The organism is Pantoea sp. JK (assembly GCF_026130245.1).
GTDB classification, from domain to species: domain Bacteria; phylum Pseudomonadota; class Gammaproteobacteria; order Enterobacterales; family Enterobacteriaceae; genus Pantoea; species Pantoea trifolii.
Window position 1 is genome coordinate 387,212 of sequence record NZ_JAINFN010000003.1, and the last position, 22,821, is coordinate 410,032.

The 22,821-nt window shown below is 54.3% G+C and carries 22 protein-coding genes; 7 read left to right on the top strand and 15 right to left on the bottom strand.

The features are described from left to right. The first annotated feature begins 256 nt into the window (after nt 1–256). The gene (locus PanJK_RS09380) at nt 257–2,407 is read left to right on the top strand and encodes an ornithine decarboxylase (RefSeq protein WP_265299182.1); all 2,151 of its coding nucleotides are present in this window, start codon (nt 257–259) and stop codon (nt 2,405–2,407) included. 101 nt (nt 2,408–2,508) lie between these two features. On the opposite strand, the gene mltC is transcribed toward PanJK_RS09380, so the two are convergent. Genes mltC through mutY form a run of 3 tightly spaced genes read right to left on the bottom strand, consistent with a single transcriptional unit; the run spans nt 2,509 to nt 5,000 of the window. Further along, complete coding sequence (gene mltC / locus PanJK_RS09385) at nt 2,509–3,588, bottom strand: membrane-bound lytic murein transglycosylase MltC (protein ID WP_008107227.1); 1,080 nt, start codon at nt 3,586–3,588, stop codon at nt 2,509–2,511. Between the two features lie 54 nt (nt 3,589–3,642). Next, nucleotides 3,643–3,915 (bottom strand): oxidative damage protection protein, encoded by a 273-nt coding sequence (locus PanJK_RS09390; protein WP_007890330.1) that lies wholly within the window; start codon nt 3,913–3,915, stop codon nt 3,643–3,645. After that, nucleotides 3,915–5,000: an A/G-specific adenine glycosylase gene (gene mutY, locus PanJK_RS09395; protein ID WP_256697340.1), complete on the bottom strand. Its 1,086-nt coding sequence runs from the start codon at nt 4,998–5,000 to the stop codon at nt 3,915–3,917. The genes PanJK_RS09390 and mutY overlap by 1 nt, the downstream gene beginning before the upstream one ends. Before the next feature lie 154 nt (nt 5,001–5,154). Here mutY and trmB point away from each other — a divergent pair, with 154 nt between their 5' ends. From trmB to PanJK_RS09410, 3 genes are all read left to right on the top strand, one after another. After that, nucleotides 5,155–5,874, top strand: a complete 720-nt coding sequence (trmB, locus tag PanJK_RS09400; protein ID WP_008107230.1) for a tRNA (guanosine(46)-N7)-methyltransferase TrmB — start codon at nt 5,155–5,157, stop codon at nt 5,872–5,874. Next, nucleotides 5,874–6,200 (top strand): YggL family protein, encoded by a 327-nt coding sequence (locus PanJK_RS09405; protein ID WP_008107231.1) that lies wholly within the window; start codon nt 5,874–5,876, stop codon nt 6,198–6,200. Before trmB ends, PanJK_RS09405 begins: the two co-directional genes overlap by 1 nt. 193 nt (nt 6,201–6,393) lie before the next feature. After that, nucleotides 6,394–7,110, top strand: coding sequence for a DUF2884 domain-containing protein (locus tag PanJK_RS09410; protein ID WP_265299187.1), 717 nt, complete (start codon nt 6,394–6,396; stop codon nt 7,108–7,110). Nucleotides 7,111–7,144: 34 nt separating this feature from the next. Here the strand turns inward: PanJK_RS09410 and hemW are convergent, their stop codons facing one another. From hemW to PanJK_RS09430, 4 genes are read right to left on the bottom strand one after another with little or no spacing between them, the layout of a single operon-like run. Next, nucleotides 7,145–8,287: a radical SAM family heme chaperone HemW gene (hemW, locus tag PanJK_RS09415; protein ID WP_265299189.1), complete on the bottom strand. Its 1,143-nt coding sequence runs from the start codon at nt 8,285–8,287 to the stop codon at nt 7,145–7,147. Beyond that, a complete protein-coding gene (locus PanJK_RS09420; protein WP_265299192.1) occupies nt 8,280–8,873 on the bottom strand; it encodes an XTP/dITP diphosphatase in 594 nt (197 codons plus the stop codon). Before PanJK_RS09420 ends, hemW begins: the two co-directional genes overlap by 8 nt. Nucleotides 8,874–8,893: 20 nt before the next feature. Further along, complete coding sequence (locus PanJK_RS09425) at nt 8,894–9,448, bottom strand: YggT family protein (protein WP_008107240.1); 555 nt, start codon at nt 9,446–9,448, stop codon at nt 8,894–8,896. 12 nt (nt 9,449–9,460) lie between these two features. Next, nucleotides 9,461–10,168 carry a YggS family pyridoxal phosphate-dependent enzyme gene (locus PanJK_RS09430; RefSeq protein ID WP_265299195.1) on the bottom strand — a complete coding sequence of 236 codons (708 nt, stop codon included), beginning with the start codon at nt 10,166–10,168 and terminating at the stop codon, nt 9,461–9,463. Nucleotides 10,169–10,183: 15 nt separating this feature from the next. Here PanJK_RS09430 and PanJK_RS09435 point away from each other — a divergent pair, with 15 nt between their 5' ends. Next, nucleotides 10,184–11,176 (top strand): type IV pilus twitching motility protein PilT, encoded by a 993-nt coding sequence (locus tag PanJK_RS09435; protein WP_265299197.1) that lies wholly within the window; start codon nt 10,184–10,186, stop codon nt 11,174–11,176. A gap of 50 nt (nt 11,177–11,226) precedes the next feature. Here PanJK_RS09435 and ruvX read toward each other — a convergent pair whose 3' ends face one another. The 8 genes from ruvX to metK form a co-directional block, all read right to left on the bottom strand. Beyond that, a complete protein-coding gene (gene ruvX, locus PanJK_RS09440; protein ID WP_061720236.1) occupies nt 11,227–11,643 on the bottom strand; it encodes a Holliday junction resolvase RuvX in 417 nt (138 codons plus the stop codon). Continuing rightward, nucleotides 11,643–12,206, bottom strand: coding sequence for a YqgE/AlgH family protein (locus PanJK_RS09445; RefSeq protein ID WP_256697332.1), 564 nt, complete (start codon nt 12,204–12,206; stop codon nt 11,643–11,645). The genes ruvX and PanJK_RS09445 overlap by 1 nt, the downstream gene beginning before the upstream one ends. An 82-nt stretch (nt 12,207–12,288) precedes the next feature. Beyond that, complete coding sequence (gene gshB / locus PanJK_RS09450; RefSeq protein WP_265299200.1) at nt 12,289–13,233, bottom strand: glutathione synthase; 945 nt, start codon at nt 13,231–13,233, stop codon at nt 12,289–12,291. A gap of 77 nt (nt 13,234–13,310) precedes the next feature. After that, the gene (gene rsmE / locus PanJK_RS09455) at nt 13,311–14,042 is read right to left on the bottom strand and encodes a 16S rRNA (uracil(1498)-N(3))-methyltransferase (protein ID WP_265299202.1); all 732 of its coding nucleotides are present in this window, start codon (nt 14,040–14,042) and stop codon (nt 13,311–13,313) included. Nucleotides 14,043–14,115: 73 nt separating this feature from the next. After that, the gene (gene endA, locus PanJK_RS09460; RefSeq protein ID WP_256697328.1) at nt 14,116–14,823 is read right to left on the bottom strand and encodes a deoxyribonuclease I; all 708 of its coding nucleotides are present in this window, start codon (nt 14,821–14,823) and stop codon (nt 14,116–14,118) included. 113 nt (nt 14,824–14,936) lie between these two features. Further along, nucleotides 14,937–15,449, bottom strand: coding sequence for a SprT family zinc-dependent metalloprotease (locus tag PanJK_RS09465; RefSeq protein WP_265299204.1), 513 nt, complete (start codon nt 15,447–15,449; stop codon nt 14,937–14,939). Nucleotides 15,450–15,567: 118 nt separating this feature from the next. Next, the gene (locus tag PanJK_RS09470; protein ID WP_265299211.1) at nt 15,568–16,962 is read right to left on the bottom strand and encodes a sugar porter family MFS transporter; all 1,395 of its coding nucleotides are present in this window, start codon (nt 16,960–16,962) and stop codon (nt 15,568–15,570) included. A 491-nt stretch (nt 16,963–17,453) separates the two neighbouring features. Then, entirely contained in the window at nt 17,454–18,608 is a 1,155-nt protein-coding gene (metK, locus tag PanJK_RS09475) for a methionine adenosyltransferase (RefSeq protein ID WP_061720231.1), read from the bottom strand. Between the two features lie 782 nt (nt 18,609–19,390). Between metK and speA the strand changes: the two genes are divergently transcribed. Together speA and PanJK_RS09485 are read left to right on the top strand one after the other, a co-directional pair. Continuing rightward, the gene (gene speA / locus PanJK_RS09480) at nt 19,391–21,370 is read left to right on the top strand and encodes a biosynthetic arginine decarboxylase (RefSeq protein WP_101761914.1); all 1,980 of its coding nucleotides are present in this window, start codon (nt 19,391–19,393) and stop codon (nt 21,368–21,370) included. A 714-nt stretch (nt 21,371–22,084) separates the two neighbouring features. Continuing rightward, the gene (locus tag PanJK_RS09485; RefSeq protein WP_265299216.1) at nt 22,085–22,774 is read left to right on the top strand and encodes an EAL domain-containing protein; all 690 of its coding nucleotides are present in this window, start codon (nt 22,085–22,087) and stop codon (nt 22,772–22,774) included. The last annotated feature ends 47 nt before the right edge of the window (nt 22,775–22,821 follow it).

The following is a 22,821-nucleotide window of genomic DNA, read 5'->3' on the forward strand; positions in this document are numbered from 1 at the left end:
TAGTACTCCTTTTTTGCCCTCACCCTAACCCTCTCCCACGAGTGGGAGAGGGAATGTTAAGAACGGCTCAATCGGCTCCCTCGCCCGCTTGCGGGAGAGGGCTGGGGTGAGGGGCCGCGCAGCGGTTGTTCCCGCAAAAAAAAGATGACATGATTGCGCCCCAGTTAGTGATCAACTCCCAGATTTACTTCGCCGAGGAAACCTCCTCATTGCTGTGCCATCGGCACCCACTCATCCTCTCTCAGGGATTTGTGTTATGAACCCATTGAAAATTGCTGCCAGCGTTGCTGTAGCGCCAACCCTTAGTCTGAACACTGCGCGCGACGTGGTGACGCTGGACAATACCGACTTTACCGATGTCGCTGCGGTCGTGATCACCTTGTCGGACACGCGCAGTGGCGTGCTGACGCTGTTGCGCAAAATCGGCTTTAACCTGCCGGTGTTTGTCGCCAATGCATTCGATGAAGAAGTGCTGAAGCTGCCCGGCGTCACCGGTGAAATCAACGGCGCGCCAGAAGAGTGGGACGCGCTGGAGGATGCCGCGCAGGCCTATGAAGCCGAGTTGTTGCCGCCATTTTTCGACACGCTCACGCGCTACGTCGATATGCAGAACAGCACGTTTGCCTGTCCGGGACATCAGGGCGGCGCTTTCTTCCGCAAGCATCCGGCGGGACGTCAGTTCTATGAGTTCTACGGCGAGAACGTGTTCCGTTCTGATATGTGCAACGCCGACGTTAAGCTCGGCGATCTGCTGATTCACGAAGGCTCAGCCAAAGACGCGCAGAAGTTCGCGGCGAAAGTGTTTAACGCCGATAAAACCTACTTCGTGCTTAACGGCACCTCCAGCGCCAACAAAGTGGTGACCAACGCGCTGCTGACGCGCGGCGATCTGGTGCTGTTTGACCGCAACAACCACAAATCCAACCATCACGGCGCGCTGATTCAGGCGGGCGCGACGCCGGTCTATCTGGAAGCGGCGCGCAATCCGTTTGGCTTTATCGGCGGCATTGATGCGCACTGTTTTGACGATGCTTATCTGCGTGAAGAAATCGCCAAAGTGGCACCCGATCGTGCTAACGAACAGCGTCCATTCCGCCTGGCGATTATTCAGCTCGGCACCTACGACGGCACGGTGTACAACGCGCGTCAGGTGGTCGATCGCATCGGCCATCTGTGCGATTACATCCTGTTCGATTCGGCGTGGGTCGGCTACGAGCAGTTTATTCCGCTGATGGCCGGCTGTTCGCCGCTGACGCTGGAGTTGAACGAGAACGATCCGGGCATCTTTGTCACGCAGTCGGTGCACAAGCAGCTGGCCGGTTTCTCGCAGACGTCGCAAATCCACAAGAAAGACAATCACATCCGTGGGCAGAAGCGTTTCTGTCCGCACAAGCGCCTCAACAATGCGTTTATGCTGCACGCCTCAACCAGCCCGTTCTATCCGCTGTTTGCTGCGCTGGATATCAACGCCCGCATGCACAAAGGCGAAGCGGGACGCAGCATGTGGCACGAGTGCGTCACTATCGGCATTGATGCGCGCAAAGCGATTCTGGAACGTTGTGAGATGATCCAGCCGTTCCTGCCGGAGAAGGTCCACGGCAAACTGTGGCAAGCGGCGGAAACGGAAGCCATCGCCGCCGATCCCGCTTACTTCAGCCTGGAACCGGGCGCGAAGTGGCACGGCTTTGAAGGTTACGCGCAACAACAGTATCTGGTTGATCCGTGCAAGCTGCTGCTTACCACGCCGGGCATCGATGCCGCCAGCGGTGAGTACACCAGCTTCGGGATTCCCGCGACTATTCTGGCCAACTATCTGCGCGAGAACGGCATCGTGCCGGAGAAGTGCGACCTCAACTCGATTCTGTTCCTGCTGACGCCAGCGGAAACGCCGGAGAAGATGGCGCATTTGGTGGCGATGCTGGTGCAGTTTGAGCAGCACGTACGCGAGGATGCGCTGCTGGCGGAAGTGCTGCCGAGCGTGTATCGCAAGAATATCGAGCGCTACAAAGGTTACACGCTGCGCCGCTTGTGTCAGGAGATGCACGATCTCTACGTCAGTTTCGACGTTAAGGATCTGCAGAAAGCGATGTTCCGTTCAGCCTGCTTCCCGCCGGTGAAAGTGAATCCGCAGGATGCGCATCAGGCCTACATTCGTGGCGAAGTGGAGCTGGTGCCGATTGCCAAAGCCGAAGGGCGCATTGCGGCCGAAGGTGCGTTACCGTATCCGCCGGGCGTGTTGTGCGTAGTACCTGGCGAAGTGTGGGGCGGCGCGGTGCAGCGCTATTTCCTTGCGCTGGAAGAGGGCATCAACCTGCTGCCGGGCTTCTCGCCTGAGCTGCAAGGGGTTTACACCGAAGAAGATGAGAGCGGGCGTTTGTGTCTAGTGGCGAATATGATGGTGAGCTGATTGCCCTCACCCTAACCCTCTCCCGCTAGCGGGAGAGGGAATTTTTAGCTCCTTCTCCCGCAGGCGGGAGAAGGTTGGGATGAGGGGCAAACCGCACCAGCTTAAAACCGACGATAACTGCGCTGCGCCTGGCTCACTTTATACAGATAACGACGCGATTCCGCCGATGGATGGTTGGTGGTCAGCGTCTGGTAAACTTCCGTCGGCGACATACTATTTATCGACGAGAACGCGCGATCCTTATCGCTGGAGAACACGCGCAGCACGCTGCCCGCACCGCCGTTGTAGGCCGTAATCACCGCATAACGCCGTGATGTCGGATCCTGAATCCCACCTAAATAACTTCTCTGCAGCAGCGATAAATACGCGGTGCCCGCATCAATATTATTCTCAGGATCAAGCAGATAGCTGCGGCTTGGTTTGCCGCCTTTGCCCTTCATGCGGAACACATCGACACCGGCGGTATGCTGCACCACCTGCATCAGTCCCAGCGCATCAGCATGGCTCACCGCATACGGGTTGAAGCTCGATTCAATCTGCATAATAGCCAGAATCAGTGACGCATCGACGCCATATTGCTCAGCGGCTTTACGCACCATCGGCAGATATTTGTGCGCACGCTTGTCGAGGTGGTTGGGCACCATCGGAATGGTAACCGACCAGATGACGTGCAATCCGGAGGTGCGTTTCTGCAGTTTGTTTTGAATCAGGTAATCAGCAAAGCTACCGGCGCGGCCCTGCCAGCGAATCGGCTGGCCGGTATTATCCAGCACCTGGCCGTACAGCAGCGGCTCTTTACTGATTTGAATATCGTTGGCATCGGAGTAGAGATCGACATTGCCCGGATCTTCGCCAATCAACAGCGTGGTGATGATCGCCTGACGCAGGCTGGCCATCGGATCGGTGCCGGAAATGGTCTCAATGGTGATGCTACCGCTGTCAAAATTGATGTGACTGCGGGTGTAATAGCCGTCGCTATATTTGACGTAATCTTTCGGTCCGGCGATCAGAACTTCATTGATTCCCCAAATGTTTTCAATATTGTGGGCAAACTGACCCATCAAAATATCAAAACCGTTGGTGTCCTTGACCCACTCTTCATGGTACTGCGATTTTTTTTGTCCGGAGCAGGAGACCAAAAGTGGTGCAATCACCAAGAGCGCTATCAGTTTTTTATTCATTGTTAATGCGTGCCTGAATCGAAAAAGAGGGCCTCAAAGGGAAGCCCTGAACGGTTATTTTTCTGGCGGGGTGTAACCTTCAATGTGCACATCTTTGCCTTCGAACAGGAAATTGATCATCTCCTTCTCCAGCACTTTGCGATCTTCCGGGTTCATCATGCTCAATTTCTTCTCATTGATCAGCATGGTTTGCTTGGACATCCACTGCTGCCAGGCTTCTTTGGAGATCTCATTAAAGATGCGCTTACCCAGCTCGCCAGGATAGAGCTGAAAGTCCTGACCCTCAGCGTCGCGTTGCAGATAAGTACAAAAAATGGTGCGGCTCATTACTCTTCCTCTTCGGTCGCGTCTGCTCGACGCGTAAGCTGCTGGGGATGGCGCATTTCATGCAGCAAGCGCTCAACCGGCGCCGCCAAACCCACTGACGGTGGTTGCGCTAAGTTATACCAGAGACCGCCCGCTTCATCCATCAGCGACCCAGCGGAAGGCCATGCGAGCCACATAGGCACAATGTCTAAGTGGAAATGGCTGAAGGTGTGGCGGAATGCGGTGAGCTGCTGCGGTTTGGCATGAATGCCGCGCTCGGTTAGCCAGTCAGTTAGCGCTTGCTCAGTTGTAAACTGCGGAAAGCAGAACAATCCGCCCCACAGGCCAACCGGCGGACGCTGCTCTAACCACACATCATCACCATCCTGCATCATCAACATCCAGCCACTGCGTTCTGGCAAAGTCTGCTTAGGTTTCTTGCCGGGATATTCAGCCCAGCTGCTGTTGGCATAAGCAACGCATCCGCTATTGAGCGGGCAGATTTCGCATTTAGGGCGTGAGCGAGTACATACTAACGCGCCAAGGTCCATCATCGCCTGATTGAACTGGCTGACGCCTGCCGCTGGCGTGACCTCTTCGCTGATCTGCCACAGCCGTTTTTCAACGTCCTTTTTACCCGGCCAGCCGCCCACCGCGTAGCAGCGCGCCAGCACGCGTTTTACGTTGCCATCCAGAATCGGGAAGTGCAGACCCAGCGACAGCGACAACACCGCGCCCGCAGTCGAACGACCAATGCCCGGCAGCGCCGCAACATCGTCAAAGTTACGCGGGAACTCGCCGCCGTGCATCTCCACCACCTGTTTCGCGGCTTTGTGCAGATTACGCGCACGCGCGTAATAGCCGAGACCGGTCCACAGATGCAGCACTTCATCCAGCGGCGCAGCCGCCAGATCGGCCACCGTTGGGAAGCGCGCCATAAAGCGTTCAAAATAGGGAATGACGGTAGCAACCTGGGTTTGCTGCAGCATCACTTCAGAGAGCCATACCTTGTACGGCGTTTTCTCCTGCTGCCACGGCAGGGTTTTGCGACCAAAGCGCTGATACCAATCCAGCACTTGTTGCGCGAACGTCGGCGCTTGCATCATAAGAAGGAAATTTTCCGTGTTTACTCTACAATCAGGCAGGAATTCCAGCACAGAGACCTCAGGGTGTAAACCGGAACATTGCAAAGGCTTGCTTCTGCTTCCTAACTTTGCATAATGCCCGTTTCCCAGAACAGGCTAACCAGCAGGCTTCAACATGATTAATGACGTCATCACCCCAGAATTTGATGAGAACGGGCGGCCATTACGCCGTATCCGCAGTTTTGTGCGCCGTCAGGGGCGCTTAACGAAAGGACAGCAGCTCGCGCTCGATAATTTATGGCCGGAGATGGGCGTGGAGTTCCAGCAGGAGCCGCTGGATCTGGTGACGCTGTTTGGCCGAGACGCGCCGGTGGTGCTGGAGATCGGTTTCGGCATGGGCGCCTCGCTGGTGACCATGGCGCAGAATAATCCGCATCAGAACTTCCTCGGCTTGGAAGTGCATGCGCCTGGCGTGGGGGCTTGCCTGGCATCGGCGAAGGAAGCGGGCGTGGAAAACCTGCGCGTGATGTGTCACGACGCGGTGGAAGTGCTGCAGAAGATGATTCCGGATAACTCGCTGCGCATGGTGCAGCTGTTCTTCCCGGATCCGTGGCACAAAGCGCGCCATAACAAACGCCGCATCGTACAGGTGCCGTTTGCTGAGCTGGTGATGCGCAAATTGAAGCTGGGCGGCGTGTTCCATATGGCGACCGATTGGGAAGCCTACGCTGAACACATGTTAGAAGTGATGAGCAGCATCGACGGATATAAAAATCAGTCGGAAAGTAACAATTACGTGCCGCGTCCAGAAACGCGTCCGTTAACCAAGTTTGAGCAGCGCGGGCAGCGACTGGGCCATGGCGTGTGGGATCTGATGTTTGAGAGGGTGAAATAATGGCCGTACAGCGTAGCCGTCGTTTGCGTAAAAAACTGCATATTGATGAGTTTCAGGAATTAGGTTTCTCCGTCGCCTGGCGTTTCGCCGAAGGCACCACTGAGGAGCAAATCGACGCCACTGTTGATCAGTTCATTAATGAAGTGATCGCGCCAAATGGTCTGGCGTATGACGGCAGCGGTTATCTGGTGTGGGAAGGTTTGGTGTGCTTGCAGGAAACCGGCAAATGCACTGATGAGCACCGCGAGCTGGTGCGCAAGTGGCTGGAAGCCCACAACCTGACCGATGTGCAGGTGACTGAACTCTTCGACGTTTGGTGGGACTAATATACTGCTCTTCTGAGTAATCGCTTCAGGCTAGCTCACTTGCTATTTTGGCACCGGGCAGTGCGCGCATTCCTCACGTACTAATGTACGCTCCGGATGCTGTGCGCTGGCCGTCACCAAAATCGCTGCGCCGCCGACGCCTGACCTGTACGAAAGGCAAGGCATCGGCGGTTTTTCGTTTATGGGAGATTTCATGGTTCGTAAGGCACTTATCGCCGCGCTGCTGCTGGCGGCAACTCAGGCTCAGGCTGCATACGAGTGCAGCGTCAAGCCACAGGATGATGTGATCATTAAACCGCAGAGCGTGCAGGTGGTGGGCACCAACGGCAACCTCGAAATCACTCCGCAGGGCGATGTGCAGTTTAATGGCCAGAAGGTCAACGTGGATAACGCCGCGCGCCAGAAAGCTATCGATTATCAAACCGCGCTGCGTCGCGATTTGCCGTGGATCGATAGCGGCGCGACCTCGCGTCTGGAGCGCAGCCGCGTGGCGCTGGATAAAGTGATTGTCGAAAAGCTCGGCGAGAACAGCAACGTGCGTAATCGCCTCACCAGGCTGGATGGTCAGCTTAAGCAGCAAATGAACCGCATTATTGAGCATCGTCCAGACGGTTTGACCTTCCATCATCAGGCCATCGATCAGGTGCGCGCGGAAGGCGAGAAGCTGGTGCAGAGCACGCTCGGCGGCATCATGCAGGATAGCCTCAACGAAATGGGCAGCAGCCAGGCAGCAAACGGCAGCAATCCACTGCAGGCAATCATGGGCAACCTTGGCGGCCTACAGCAGTCGGTGCAGGCAGAGTGGAATAAGCAGGAGCAGGATTTCCAGAACTTCGGCCACGAAGTGTGTAACCGCGTTACCGTGCTGGAAGATCAGCGTAAAGGCTTGATGCAGGGCGTTAAAGGTTAAAAAACTAAAAGGCCGGTTTCCCGGCCTTTTTTACTCACTCATCTTCGCTTAAGAACAGCTCCAGCAGCGAGTTCAGGAACAGTTTCCCTTTCTCGGTAATCTGCCAGTTCTCAGTGGTTTCCACCACGTATCCCGCAGTTATCGCCGCATCAATTTGCGGGCGAATCACCTGCTCATCCATGCCGGTATAGCGACGGAAATCGGCGCGCGGTGCCGCTTCCAGCAGACGGAAACGGTTCATAAAGAATTCGAACGGTTTGTCGTTCTCGGCGACGTCGTGCTGCTTATCGAGATAGGTGCCTTTCATAAAGCCGCGCGGATGACGGGTTTTCACCGTACGCACAATTCGACCATCGGCCTGTGTCAGCTTGCCGTGCGCGCCACAGCCAATGCCGAGGTAATCACCGAAACGCCAATAGTTGAGATTGTGCTCGCAGCGATAACCCGGTTTGGCATACGCCGAGGTTTCATACTGCTGATAACCCGCAGCGCTTAGTAGTTGATGGCCTTGCTCAAAGATATCCCACAGCGCATCGTCATCCGGCAGTTTGGGCGGACGCGAACCGAATAAGGTATTCGGCTCAATTGTCAGCTGATACCACGACAGATGTGGCGGATTGAGCGCAATTGCCTGGCGCAAATCATCCAGCGCTTCTTCCAGCGACTGATCCGGCAAGCCGTGCATCAGGTCGAGGTTAAAGCTGCGCAGACCTAAACCTTCCGCCAGCTGTGCCGCGCGCACCGCTTCTTCCGGCCCGTGAATACGGCCAAGGCGCTCCAGCTTCTGCGGACTGAAACTCTGCACGCCAATCGAAATACGGTTAATACCGGCTTTCTGGTAGGCGCTAAAGCGATCGGCTTCCACGGTGCCTGGATTGGCTTCCATGGTGATTTCCGCCTCGGCCGCCAGCGGTAAACGCGCACGCACGCCGTCCATCAGCATCTGCATCGCATTACTGCTTAGCAGGCTTGGCGTACCGCCGCCGATGAAAATAGTGCGCACTTCACGCCCGCCTGTCAGCGGCAAATCCTGTTCGAGATCGTTAAGCAGGTGCTGCACATACTCAATGTGCGGCACCTCGCCTTTTAACGCGTGAGAGTTGAAATCACAGTACGGACACTTTTGCACACACCACGGAATGTGGATGTACAGGCTTAAAGGAGGTAACTCAGGCATTGCGCATCGCTTCCAGCAGCAGCGTCAATGCTTTACCACGGTGAGAGACGGCGCGCTTTTCGTCTTTACTCAGCTCTGCCGCCGTTTTACCTGATTCAGGGACATAGAAGATGGGATCGTAACCGAAACCGCCTGCGCCCGCTGCCGCGCGGGTAATTTCCCCGGCCCAGCTACCGTGGAACACCAGCGGCGTTGGATCGGCGGCGTGACGCACGTAAACCAGCACGCAGTGGAATTGCGCCTGACGTTCGCCATCCGGCACCTTTTCCAATGCCAGCAGCAGCTTATCCAGATTTTGCTGATCGCTGGCATCAACGCCCGCATAGCGCGCGGAGTAAATCCCCGGCGCGCCGCCCAGCGCATCGACCGCCAGACCGGAATCGTCGGCAATCGCCGGTAAGCCGGTGATCTCCGCCGCATGGCGCGCTTTCAGAATGGCGTTTTCGATAAAGGTCAGGCCGGTTTCTTCCGCCGACTCAACGCCGAGTTCGGTTTGCGCCACGATATCAAGCCCGAAGGCCGCTAACAGATCGGCCAGTTCACGAACTTTGCCCGGATTACCGGTCGCGAGAACAACTTTTTGCATAACAGTTCCAGATAGACGAATTACAGCAAATACCAAAGACCTGGGAACAGGTCCATGCCGAGGAAATTCAGCGCGTACAGCACCAGAATCACAATCATGGCAGAGAAATCGATACCGCCCATCGCCGGCAGAATACGGCGAATTGGCGACATCAGCGGTTCAGTCAGCTGCATCAAAACCTGATCCACCGGGCCGCGACCCTGGCTGATCCAGCTCATCAGCGAACGAATGATGATCACCCAGAACACCAGATAACCGGCGGATTTCACCAGCGATAGCAGGCCAACCAGCAAGTTGGTGGGATCAACCGAGAACACGCCGACCTGAATCAGCAGCAGGATCGGATATTTCAGCGTGGTCAGCACAAAGGCCAGCAGCAGCGATGCGGTATCAATCGGGCCAATCGCCGGGATCACACGACGCAGCGGTTTGATGATCGGCTGGGTGATCTTCACGACAAACTGCGCCAGCGGATTGTAGAAGTCACAGCGCGACCACTGCATCCAGATGCGCAGCAGCAGCACCATCACGTACAAATCGATCAGCGTTTTGACTAAAAACGTCAGTGTTAACATGAGGTTCCTCAATTATTGTTGTGAAGGTCGCGCATAATCCCGCGCGCCAAAAACGGCGGTGCCAACACGCACCATGGTGCTGCCCGCGGCGATAGCCGCGTCCATATCGTCGCTCATTCCCAGAGAAAGCGTATCGACGTCAGGATAATCCTGTTTTAAGGCATGAAACGCGGCGGCCATCTGCTGACACACCGCCAGTTGCCGCGCGTAGTCTGACTCCGGCGCCGGAATCGCCATCAGCCCGCGCAAGCGCAGCTGCGGCAGTGCGGCGATCTGTTGCGCCAGCTCCGGCAGCGCCTCCAGCATGATGCCAGATTTGCTGTTCTCGTCACTGATATTTACCTGAATTAACACGTTGAGCGGTGGCAACGACGCCGGGCGCTGATCGTTCAGGCGCTGCGCGATGCGCTGGCGGTCAACGGTGTGGCACCAGGCGAAGTTTTCCGCTACCAGACGGCTTTTATTGGATTGCAGCGGGCCGATAAAGTGCCATTGCAAATCAGGATGTGCGGCCAGTTCAGCCACTTTTTCAACCCCTTCCTGCACGTAATTTTCACCGAACGCTTGTTGTCCAGCGGCAATGGCTTCTGCGACCGCGCTCGCAGGTTTGGTTTTGCTCACTGCAAGCAGCGTAATTTCTTCTGGCGCGCGGCCGCAACGTGCGGCGGCAGCGGCGATACGCTCACGCACTTGCTGTAAGTTGTGCTCAATGGAAGTCATAGTCAGGAGAAGTTAATGGAGTTGGATGAAATTGTGGCCCTTAGTGTAAAGCATAACGCCGCCGATCTGCACCTTTGCAGCGGACATTTGCCGCACTGGCGGCGACAAGGCGTGCTGGAGCCGATTCCACAGCAGAGCGCGCTGGATGGCGGCTGGCTGGAAGCCTTTATGCAGCAGTGGCTCACGCCACCGCAACAGGCCGAACTGGAGGAGAATGGCCACGTTGACTTTGCCATCACGCTTGCCAGCGGCGTACGGCTGCGCGCCAACCTGTTTATGCAGCGTCACGGTTTATCGCTGGCGCTGCGGCTGATTGCCAGCCAGGCGCCCGATCTCAGCAGCCTGCATTTACCCGACGTAGTGAGCCAGCTGTTACAGCTGGAAGAGGGGCTGATTTTAATTACCGGCGCCACCGGCAGCGGCAAATCCACCACCCTGGCGGCGATGGTGGATTGTCTGAACCGCCAGCAGGCGCGGCACATCCTGACGCTGGAAGATCCGATTGAGTTTGTACATCGCAGCCAGCGCTCGCTGATTCAGCAGCGCGAGGTCGGCGCGCACTGCGCGTCGTTTCAATACGGGCTGAAAGCTGCGCTGCGTGAAGATCCTGATGTGATTCTGCTCGGTGAATTGCGCGACAGTGAAACGATCCGTTTGGCGCTCACTGCGGCAGAAACCGGGCATCTGGTGCTGGCTACGCTCCATACGCGCGGCGCAACCCAGGCGGTCGATCGGCTGGTGGATGTGTTTCCCGCCGAGGAGAAAAACCTGGTGCGTACCCAATTAGCGGGCAGCCTGAAAGCGGTGCTGGCGCAACGTTTAGTGCCGGCGAAAGCGGGCGGGCGTGTGGGTTTGTTTGAAGTATTGGTGGCGACGCCGGCGGTGGCGAATTTGATTCGTGAAGGCAAGATGCATCAGTTGCCTGGCGTGTTGCAAACCGGTGCGCAGGCGGGCATGCAGACCTTTGCGCAGAGCGAGCAGGCGCGGCAGTTGGCGGGGATGATTTAACATGTTGTTATATTGGTCGCCTTGAATGGCGACCCTACAAAATGCGGGCTTTAATGCGTATCAAACCAATCTTCGAGGATGATCACTGCAGATTGGGAATCGACCTGGCCTTTCTGCAACGCTCGAAAGCCGCCGCGTTCAAACAGGTCGGCACGCGCTTCGACGGTGCTCAGACGCTCGTCCTGCAGCTCGACGCGAACGCCAAAGCGGCCATGCAGGCGATTGGCGAACTTACGCGCGCGCGCGGTCAGTTCCTGTTCGGTGCCATCCATATTCAGCGGCAAACCCACTACCACATAATCGGGCTGCCACTCTTTCAGCAGCTTTTCGATCAGCTTCCAGTCCGGCGTGCCATCCTGCGCTTTTAGCGCCGTCAGCGCACGGGCGGTGCCCGTTAGCTGCTGACCCACCGCAACGCCGATGCTTTTGGTGCCGAAATCGAAGCCCAGTAAGGTTTCACTGGCCATCAGGCGTGTCCTGCATCGGTGGCGATATTGTGAATATCGACACCTAAACCGCGTGCCGCTTCACGCCAGCGCTCAGCGATGGGCGTCTGGAACAGAATATTGGTGTTAGCCGGCGAGGTGAGCCAGGCATTCTCCAGCAGCTCATCCTCAAGCTGACCTTTTTCCCAGGCGCAATATCCCAGCGCCACCAGCACGTTATCGGGCTGTGAAGTGGTACCAATCGCTTCCAGCACATCACGCGAGGTGGTGATCACCGTGGTGTCTGAGATACGAATGCTCGAGGAGTAAATGTGCTGCGCCGAGTGCAGGATGAAACCACGATCTTCCGCCAGCGGACCACCGGCAAACACCGGCTTGTCCAGTTTAATGGCAGGATCGCGTTCGGATGCGCTAATTTTTAGCTTTTTCAGAATGCCTTCGACCGTCAGGTTATCCATCGGCTTATTGACGATCAAACCCATGGCGCCATCTTCATTGTGCTCGCAGATATAAACTACCGAGCGTTTGAACAGTGGGTCCTGCAGCGACGGCATCGCAATTAAAAAATGATGCTGTAAATTCATTATCACTCGTATACCAAAAATAACCGGCGCAGCCGCGGCAGCGCCGGTTTTGGGTGTTCACGGAGTGGAGACTCCGACGGCATCAGCCCAGGCGTTTCTCAATGGCATCCATCAGCATGCCAGTGATCGATATCGGGAACGCGGCCTCGATTTCACGTACGCAGGTTGGGCTGGTCACGTTAACTTCAGTCAGTTTATCACCGATGATATCCAGGCCGACAAAAATCAGCCCTTTAGCTTTCAGCGTTGGGCCGACGCGACGCGCAATTTCCCAGTCGCTGTCACTTAGCGGACGCGCTTCACCACGGCCACCGGCCGCCAGGTTGCCGCGCGTTTCGCCGCCTTGCGGAATACGCGCCAGGCAGTACGGCACAGGTTCGCCATCCACCACCAATACACGTTTGTCGCCGTCTTTAATTGATGGCAGATAATTCTGCGCCATGCAGAAGTTCTGGCCGTGATTGGTCAGAGTTTCAGTGATCACGCCGAAGTTGGGATCGTCCTGCTTCACGCGGAAGATCGATGCGCCGCCCATGCCGTCCAGCGGCTTCAGGATCACGTCGCCATGTTCCTGCCAGAAGGCGCGCAGCTGCTCTTTATTGCGTGTGACCAGCGTATCAGGCGTCAGGTCGGCGAACCACGCAGTATAGAGCTTCTCGTTGCAGTCGCGCAGGCTCTGCGGTTTGTTAACGATCAGCGTGCCTTGCTCTTCTGCACGTTCCAGCAGGTAAGTAGCGTAGATAAATTCGGTGTCGAACGGCGGATCTTTACGCATCAGCACCACGTTAAGATCGGCCAGCGGGATATTCTGCTCGCTGCCAAACGTGTACCAGTTGTCGTAGTTCTGCTCAACGCTCAGCAGACGGGTGCGCGCATAGCTCACGCCACCGCGCAGGGAGAGATCGCTCATCTCCATGTAATGAATTTCGTAACCACGGCGCTGTGCTTCCAGCAACATGGCGAAGCTGGTGTCTTTTTTAATGTTGATGGACGAAATGGGGTCCATAACGATGCCAAGCTTAATCATTATTCTCTCCTAAATGGGGAAGCAACTACCCCGAAAGCGTTGTGCTGTGAAGTTACGTTCGAACCCGAAAGTATCGCTTAACCGAGGTCACCAAACCTCACCTGAAGTGCCGTAATGGCGGTGAGTGCGGTGGTTTCGGTGCGCAACACGCGTGGTCCAAGCAGAATATCGGTAAAACCCTGCTGCGCAGTCATGGCAATTTCTTCGGCGGTTAAGCCACCTTCCGGGCCAATCAGCAAGCGCAGACGCTCAACCGGCTGCGGCAATGTGTTGATGCTGTGGCTGGCGCGCGGATGCAAATTGAGCTTCAAACCGTCTTCGGCTTCCGCGCACCAGGCTTGTAACGTCATCGGTTCGCGAATTTCCGGCACACGATTACGGCCGCACTGTTCACAGGCGGCAATCGCGATTTTCTGCCATTGCTGAATCTTTTTCGCCAGTCGCTCGGCATCCAGCTTTACGCCGCAGCGTTCAGAAAACAAGGGCGTAATCACATTCACGCCAAGTTCGATCGATTTCTGGATAGTGAATTCCATTTTTTCACCGCGCGACATTACCTGGCCGAGGTGTAAATGCAGCGGGGATTCACGGTCATCAGCCTGACTGGCAAGGACCCTTACTTTTACACGCTTTTTATCAGCCTGGGTGATTTCGGCGCTAAAAGTCAGATTACTGCCATCAAACAGCTCAATTTGCTGACCGGCCGTCATGCGCAGCACGCGTCCAACATGGTTAGCGGCATCCTCATCGAGGAAGACGTCACTGTTAACTTCGAGAGATTCGGGATGATAAATGCGAGGTATACGCATGCGGTTCCTGCCAGCGTTATGCCGTGTCAGCAGACACGGCGCGATCGAAAAAAGCTAGTGTAGGGTAGCGCTTTTAGCGCTGGCAAGCCTGCTGTACGTAGGAATTGTGATTTCCCTGCACTTTGGCGATGCGATTGTCGCGCTCGCACTCCCACGTCGTCACCGGATATTGCTTATCCCACGCGGTAAACAGCTGGGTTTGCTGGCGCGACAGGCGCAGATGATATTGGTCGCGCATATAGAAGTAAGTGCGGGCAATGGCGCCACGCGCACGCTCCGGCGGCTGCGCCAGTTTCTGCTTAAAATCAACCTTCATGCTGCATTGACCGTACTGCTGTTCGCCGCCGTTCCACTGGCTGTACTGGAAGTTATTGCGGTCGCCGTTTACCTCACCAATCGCGGGCTGCAGGTTGTGCAGATCGCTTTCGATGCGACGGTAATCGGCATCCTTGCTGCAGCTTTTGCGTCCGCCGTTCTGCCAGCATTGACGCTGATGGCCGAACTCCCATGCGGGCATCACATGTTCCCACTCAATACGTTCGGCGCGATTGGCATTCTTACGCACGCTGTAACCGCAGCTGTTTAAATCGGGCACGCCCTTTTTGCCGTGCCAGCTGATTTTGCAGCCGCAGTAAAAGTCGGCGGGCGCATCAGCGTTGATCTGCGCGGCATAAGTTTTGGCCTGACTAAAATTGTTTTGATGATAGTGAGTAAAACTGAGGCTATAAGCGCTAAGCGGGGCAACTAATAAGGTAAGTAACAGCAGCGTTTTGCGAGACATATTCCAAAAATTAACCTGGTCCTGAAAAAGGGCGGCAGGGTAACAGAATGATCACGTACGGGATATGAGATTAGGCTATGTTGCTGAACTATATTACAAACTATATTGCTAAACTATTTCGATAAAAACTCACCGGGTTGCAGCAGCGATTTGCAGTGTACGCAGCGATATTCGCTTTCACCGCGCAGCACGCGGTTATGGCGACGTACCGTAAGCTGATGCTGCTGGCAGCTGCAGCGATAGGGAAAGGTGTTGCTGCGCACCGAGTCGATTTCAAACTTGTGGGTGCGACGCGCAGGCACACCGAGCACGCTCTCCATCATCCATTTCCACTCTTTGCCGTGCGGTGGCACGCGGCCAAAAGTTTTCCACACCAGCAGATGCGCCAGTTCGTGCGGCACCACTTCATCAACAAATGCCTGCTGATTCTCCAGCAGCAGCACCGGATTGATGCGGATTTCCCACTTCTCCAGCCATGCGGTGCCCGCAGCGGTACCGCGCTGCTGATAGATCAAAGAGGGCTCATCAAATCGGCGTTTCAGCTTTTCGTTAGCCAGCTGCAAATAATGGCGCAGTGAACGCATGACGGCTTGCTGTAAGGCGATGGGAAGGCGTGGTGTTTTCATGTGGGGCAGCATAAAAGGTTGCAGCGGTTGAATCAACTGAGTGTGCAGTGGTCGCCATTAATGACGAACCTGTAAAAAAGGGCTGCCAGTTGGCAGCCCTTGCATTCGCTTATCGGGATTACTTTTGACCGATATCGCGCAGTTTTTTGCCCTGCATCAGGTTGCGCTCGATGTGCTCCAGCGAGACGTTTTTGGTCTCTGGAATCAGCGCCAGCGTCAGCAGAATGAAGAACACGTTCAGACCGGCGTAAACCCAGAAGGTTGGCGCGTTGCCCAGCGTATTCAGCATGGTCAGGAAGGTGGCACCAACGATCATGTTGGCAATCCAGTTGGTCGCGGTGGAAACCGTGATACCGAAGTCGCGGCCTTTCAGCGGCTGAATCTCGGAACACAGGACCCAAATCAGCGGACCGGCAGACATCGCAAAACCAACGATAAACATCAGCAGCATCGCCACCGCGAAGTACTGCGCTTCTGGCGAGTGAATGCCAATGTGCAGCATGGTGCCAAGGATGCCCATACCAATCGCCATCACCATGAAGCCCAGCACCAGCGTTGGTTTACGGCCCCAGCGATCCACCAGACCGATAGCAATAAAGGTGGCCAGTACGTTCACCAGGCCGACAATCACCGTGCCCCACATTTGCTGCGTGGTGTTGGCGAAGCCAGCGATTTCGAAGATCTTCGGCGCGTAATACATGATGACGTTCATACCGGTGAACTGCTGCATTACCTGCAACAGCACGCCAAGGAACACCGCGCGGCGGAAGTTGCTGTTGCTCTGGAACAGCTGCCAGCCTGACTGTTTGATTTTCAGGCTTTCACGGATTTCATCCAGCTCGCGTTTTGCTTGCTCGCTGGTATCACGCAGACGCGATAACACGCGCTCAGCACTGCGGAAATCACCTTTAGCCGCCAGCCAGCGCGGGCTGTTCGGCAGGAAGAATACCCCGATGAGCAGCAGCACCGCTGGAATGGTGATAATGCCCAGCATCCAGCGCCATGCGCCAGCATCACTGAACGCGGTATCGGAGAGATACGCCGCCAGAATACCGATGGTGATCATCAGCTGGTACAGCGAAATCATGCTGCCTCGAATCTTCTCTGGCGCGATTTCAGAGAGATACAGCGGCGCGGTGTAAGAGGCGACACCAACGGCCAGGCCAAGCACCACACGTGCGGCGATCAGCATTTCCGGGCTGGTTGCGCCGGCAGACCACAGCGAACCGATAACGAACAGAATCGCACCGGCCATCAGGCTCTTTTTACGACCGAGACGCGATGACATCCAGCCGCTGCCCACAGCACCAACAGCAGCACCAAACATCATTGAGCTGACGATCCACTCTTGCTGATGTGCGGTGACGTTGAAGTCTTTCGCGATGAAAGGCAGCGCACCGGCGATAACACCGATATCCAATCCAAACAGCAAGCCGGCCAGCGCCGCTAAAAAGCAGACAAACAAGGTCATGACCTTATTTGAAGTTCTGCTCTTATGAGTATTACCAGGCATGAAGCCTCCAAAGTTTATCCATCGTTGTTGTTATCAATGTTATGAAACCTGTCGGCGGAAAAAAGTGAGTAAGATCACATCAGTGTAATCGGTTACACACGCTGAAACCCTGCAATCCAGCATTTTCCGCCCGAAATAGTTACGTAACCAGTAAGGTATAGCACCCTTTAAGTTTCTGACATCGCACTAAATACCGGCAATCAGAGGACGCTGAAAATAACGCATTTTCACGTTAATAACTACGCTGAAAAATCTCTAAATTGCCGATTGTTAAAGGATTTCAAAATGTAATCGTTATCACCAAGTTGTAAGCGAGGTGAAAGAAGTGTAGACAGTGGAGAAAAATGTGCCTGCCGATGCAAAGCCATAAAAAAAGCCCGCCAAAAGCGAGCTTCGATGTCAAATCGTGCAGCGTCTCCCTCTCCCGTGGGAGAGGGCCGGGGTGAGGGCATCAGGCCGCAGAGAACGGCATCAGCCCGCAGAGGAGTCTGTTACTTCAAACCCGCCGCTTCGCGCAGCTGCGCCGCTTTATCAGTCTGCTCCCACGGGAAGTGCTCACGACCAAAGTGACCGTATGCAGCGGTCTCTTTATAGATCGGTTTCAGCAGATCCATCATCTGAATCAGGCCGTATGGACGCAGGTCGAAGAACTCGCGTACCAGCAGCGTCAGCTGCTCGGTAGAAACTTTCTCGGTACCGAAGGTTTCAACCATGATGGAGGTTGGCTCAGCCACGCCGATGGCGTAAGAAACCTGGATTTCACAGCGGTCAGCCAGGCCAGCCGCGACGATGTTCTTCGCCACATAACGTGCGGCGTAAGCGGCAGAGCGGTCAACTTTTGACGGATCCTTACCTGAGAACGCGCCGCCACCGTGACGCGCCATGCCGCCGTAGGTATCAACGATAATTTTACGACCGGTCAAACCGCAGTCGCCCATTGGACCACCGATGACAAAACGGCCTGTTGGGTTGATGTGGTATTTGGTGCTGGCGGTGATCCACTCAGTCGGCAGAACCGGCTTGATGATCTCTTCCATCACCGCTTCACGCAGATCGGCGGTGGTCACATCTTCAGCATGCTGAGTTGACAGCACAACCGCATCGATACCGACAATTTTGCCGTCATCGTACTGGAAGGTGATCTGGCTTTTTGCATCCGGACGCAGCCACGGCAGTGAACCACTTTTACGCACTTCAGCCTGACGCTGCACCAGACGGTGCGCGTAGGTGACCGGCGCTGGCATCAGCACATCGGTTTCGTTGCTGGCGTAGCCGAACATCAGGCCCTGATCGCCCGCGCCTTGTTCCAGCGGATCGGTACGGTCAACGCCCTGATTGATGTCTGGAGATTGCTTACCAATCGCGCTCAGCACTGCGCAAGAGTTCGCATCAAAGCCCATATCGGAATGGACATAGCCGATTTCACGTACGGTATTACGGGTGATCTCTTCGATATCCACCCAAGCGCTGGTGGTGATTTCACCGCCAACCAGCACCATACCGGTCTTCACGTAAGTTTCGCAGGCCACGCGCGCTTTAGGATCCTGCTCGAGGATCGCATCCAGCACGGCATCGGAAATTTGGTCAGCGATTTTATCAGGATGTCCTTCTGATACGGACTCAGATGTAAAAAGGTGTTTAGCCATTCTGTTCTTTACCTTAAAAATGGTTTGAATACGACTGCATAGCGTAAGCGGGATCAGACCAACTCGACGCCCCTTCAGGCAAAGCCGCAAGCAGTGGCAGCGAGAGCATTAACTCACACCGCCTGGATGTTAATCAGTTTAGATGGAAAACCATCTGGACGGCTATTCTAGGTTACTCAGTGAGCACTTTTCCAGTGCTTTTTCCGATCCCGCATTTTCCGCAACATCATAAGTGGAATCATTTCCTGACACCGCGCGCAGTTACTGACAAAGATTTTGCAATTTACCCCGCGTGGCTGTATAAAACGCCGCTGCTGTCGACCACAGCCGCAAAGGATGACGCCGCCGTGCGTCGCGCCGTCAGATGCCATTTAATCTGACCTTCACCCAAGCCGTTTCTCGCATGCTTTAAGCAGGCGATGGAGGTGATTAAAGTAATGAACCACTCTTTCTCTCGCTTTGGTTCACTGTGCTGTTGCGGCGCGCTGGCACTCCTTTCACACTCCAAACCCGTTCTTTTCTCCTATCGACGTTGTGTTCATTCTCCCGACACGCGCGCCGGTTAACATTTCTCTGCATCTATTACTGCATTTCGCTGTCTACAGACCGTGGAAGTCTCAGGCTATTTGCCCCGACTTCGGTGCGGTGTTTTACACTTAGAGTCAGCTTTGTACACTGCAACCTTACAGAGGCAGCAAGCAGGATGAGGCAATTTTTACCTGGCGCCACCATGACAAAACTCGGTAACAAATTCATATTTCAACGGAAAATTGAGGTTCGCGATGTCTGACGACATGAAGAATATCAAGGGTTCGTCAGCTGGCGAACAAGGTGTACTCCGCTCCATGCAGGAGGTGGCAATGAACGATCAGGAAGCGAGCAGAATGCTGCGTACCTACAACATTGCCTGGTGGGGAAACAACTATTACGACGTCAACGAGCTGGGGCACATCAGCGTATGTCCCGATCCGGATCAGCCGGAAGTGCGCGTTGACTTAGCGAAGCTGGTGAAAGAGCGCGAAGCCGACGGTCAACGTCTGCCGGCGCTGTTCTGCTTCCCGCAGATTCTCCAGCATCGTCTGCGTTCGATTAACGCCGCCTTCAAACGCGCGCGTGAATCTTACGGCTATAAAGGTGACTACTTCCTGGTTTACCCGATCAAGGTGAATCAGCATAAGCGCGTGATTGAGTCGCTGGTCAACTCTGGCGAACCGCTGGGCTTGGAAGCCGGTTCGAAAGCCGAGCTGATGGCGGTGCTGGCCCACGCCGGCAAAACCCGTTCGGTGATTGTTTGTAACGGCTATAAAGACCGCGAATACATTCGTCTGGCGCTGATCGGCGAAAAGCTCGGTCACAAAGTCTATCTGGTGATCGAGAAGATGACCGAGGTACGTCTGGTGCTGGAAGAGGCCGAGCGCCTGAACGTGATTCCGCGTCTTGGTATCCGCGCGCGTCTGGCGTCGCAGGGCTCGGGCAAGTGGCAGTCGAGCGGCGGTGAGAAATCGAAGTTTGGTCTGGCGGCATCGCAGGTGTTGCAGCTGGTCGACATTATGCGCAAAGCGGGTCGTCTCGATAGCCTGCAGCTGCTGCACTTCCATCTTGGTTCGCAGATGTCCAACATCCGCGATATCGCCACCGGCGTGCGTGAGTCGGCGCGTTTCTACGTTGAACTGGCGAAGCTGGGTGTCAACATCAAATGTTTCGATGTGGGCGGCGGTTTGGGCGTGGACTATGAAGGAACACGCTCGCAGTCAGATTGCTCGGTCAACTACGGTCTGAATGAATACGCCAACAACGTGATTTGGGCCATCGGCGATGCCTGTGAAGAGAACGGTCTGGAGCATCCAACCGTGATCACCGAGTCAGGTCGTGCGGTGACGGCGCACCACACCGTGCTGGTGTCCAACATTATTGGTGTTGAGCGTAATGAGTTCAGCACGCCGGTGGCACCGGATGCCGATTCACCGCGTCCGATTCAGAGTTTGTGGGATACGTGGCAAGAGATGCACGAACCTGACGTGCGCCGTTCGCTGCGCGAATGGCTGCACGATAGCCAAATGGATCTGTTCGACATCCATACCGGTTATTCTTCTGGCACCTACGATCTCGGTCAGCGCGCCTGGGCAGAGCAGCTTTATCTGAGCATCTGCCACTATATTCAGCAGCATCTCGACCCAAGCAACCGCGCGCATCGCCCGATCATTGATGAGCTACAGGAGCGTATGGCGGATAAGATTTACGTCAACTTCTCGCTGTTCCAGTCAATGCCGGATGCGTGGGGCATCGATCAGCTGTTCCCGGTGCTGCCGCTGGAAGGGCTGAATAAGATGCCGAAGCGTCGCGCGGTATTGCTCGACATCACCTGTGACTCCGATGGCACCATCGATCACTACGTCGATGGCGATGGCATTGCCACCACCATGCCGATGCCGGAATACGACATCGACAATCCGCCGATGCTCGGCTTCTTTATGGTGGGCGCGTATCAGGAAATTCTCGGCAACATGCATAACCTGTTCGGTGATACCGAAGCGGTTGATGTGTTTGCGTTCCCGGATGGCAGCGTGGAAGTGCAGCTGTCGGATGAGGGCGATACCGTAGCGGATATGCTTGAGTACGTGCAGCTGAATCCTAACGATTTGATGACGCTGTTCCGCGATCAGGTAACGCAACAAACGGATATAGATGAAGAGCTGCGCGCGCAATTCTTGTCTGAATTCGAGAGTGGCTTGTACGGTTATACCTATTTAGAAGATGAGTAATTAATTGTTCTTAAACCGAGCTCGCAAGGGCTCGGTTTTCGCTTTTCCTGCTATATCCGCGCCTGGCAACAATAATTTAATTTGATTTGTGAAGACGATCACCTTTGGCTTATTTGTAACCCGCCACGTAAATCCCACATTTACCTCCCCAAATGCTATCTCCTTCTTTTCTCTAATAAAGCGAGTCGGCAACGCTGATTATTTTCTTAATATCCTTACCTTACTTACTGATTCATCATGGATTAAGCAGTTATTCTGTTATGTATTCTTTTCAATGCATAATAAAAATTTAAACATTAAGGTTTTAATAGTCACCATAGAAATTAGTGGTTATTGGCGCTTTTTGGAAGCATAGATGCCAGATAAAATATTTTGCAATTTGAGTTAAGGAGAGCTATCAAATCGTGCGGAATCTTTTTTTATCATTATTTTTCAATTCGATAATGTTTTTACAGATCTATTAAAGTAAACGATAAGTTAAATTAGATTAAGAATTTTCTGAGCTTTTGTGAATTTTAGAGAAATTTACTTACGTTATTGATTGATTTAAACGATTGAAGTTGCCTGAAGTGTTTACTGAAATCTATTTCTCAAAGTGTAAGTAGTACGTTAACCTTCAGTTAAGACATTAAGTTTTATCAATGTTTACCTTACTTCTTACATGAGAAATCCTGACAGTTTAAGGCTATCAGGCAGTTGCAGTAAGGATATGAAATGAGCAATCAACCGAAGGCAGTGTTCTTGTTGGAGCCGGTTTACGATTTGTCCGGCCAGGTGATTGCCAGGGAATTGTTAACGCGTCTTGCAGACGACGCAGATATCAATAATAAGCGTAACCCTGAAAGGGATGTTGGGTTCTTCAGTCAGCTTTCTGCTGACGTTAAATGGCAGTTATTCCTCCACCAGATCGAAAAACTTATTCAGCTATACCAGAAAGGGTTTGACCAGATTGTCAGTGTCAATGTTGATAGAGATATCGTAGCCAGCATTTTTAAAGATGCTGAAATGCAAGAAAAACTGGCTCAACTGACGCTGTTGCGTCTGGAAATATCAGCATTCTTTACTGCGCGATTTAATAGCGCCGATCTGTTGATTTTAAAAGGTGTCGCGAAAGTGACGCCGGCCCCTTTATGGCTCGATGACTTTGGTCCGGGTTATTCCAACCTTTCCATGTTTGATAGCGGAATATTTGAAATCGTCAAGATTGACAAAGAATTTTTTTGGCAATTTGGCAACGGTCGCACCTTTGACATTCTGCTCGACCATCTCAACGAATTATGCACCGGCGTCATCGTTGAGGGTGTTGAAAATCAACAACAGGTCGACCTGCTGGCGCATAAAGCAATTTATGGCATGCAGGGCTATTTGTGGCAGAGCGTCTATCTCGATGATTTATTAGCTTAATCCTGAAATTATTGAGTTGGTTTCATCCCTCGGGGAAGTAAAAAAAT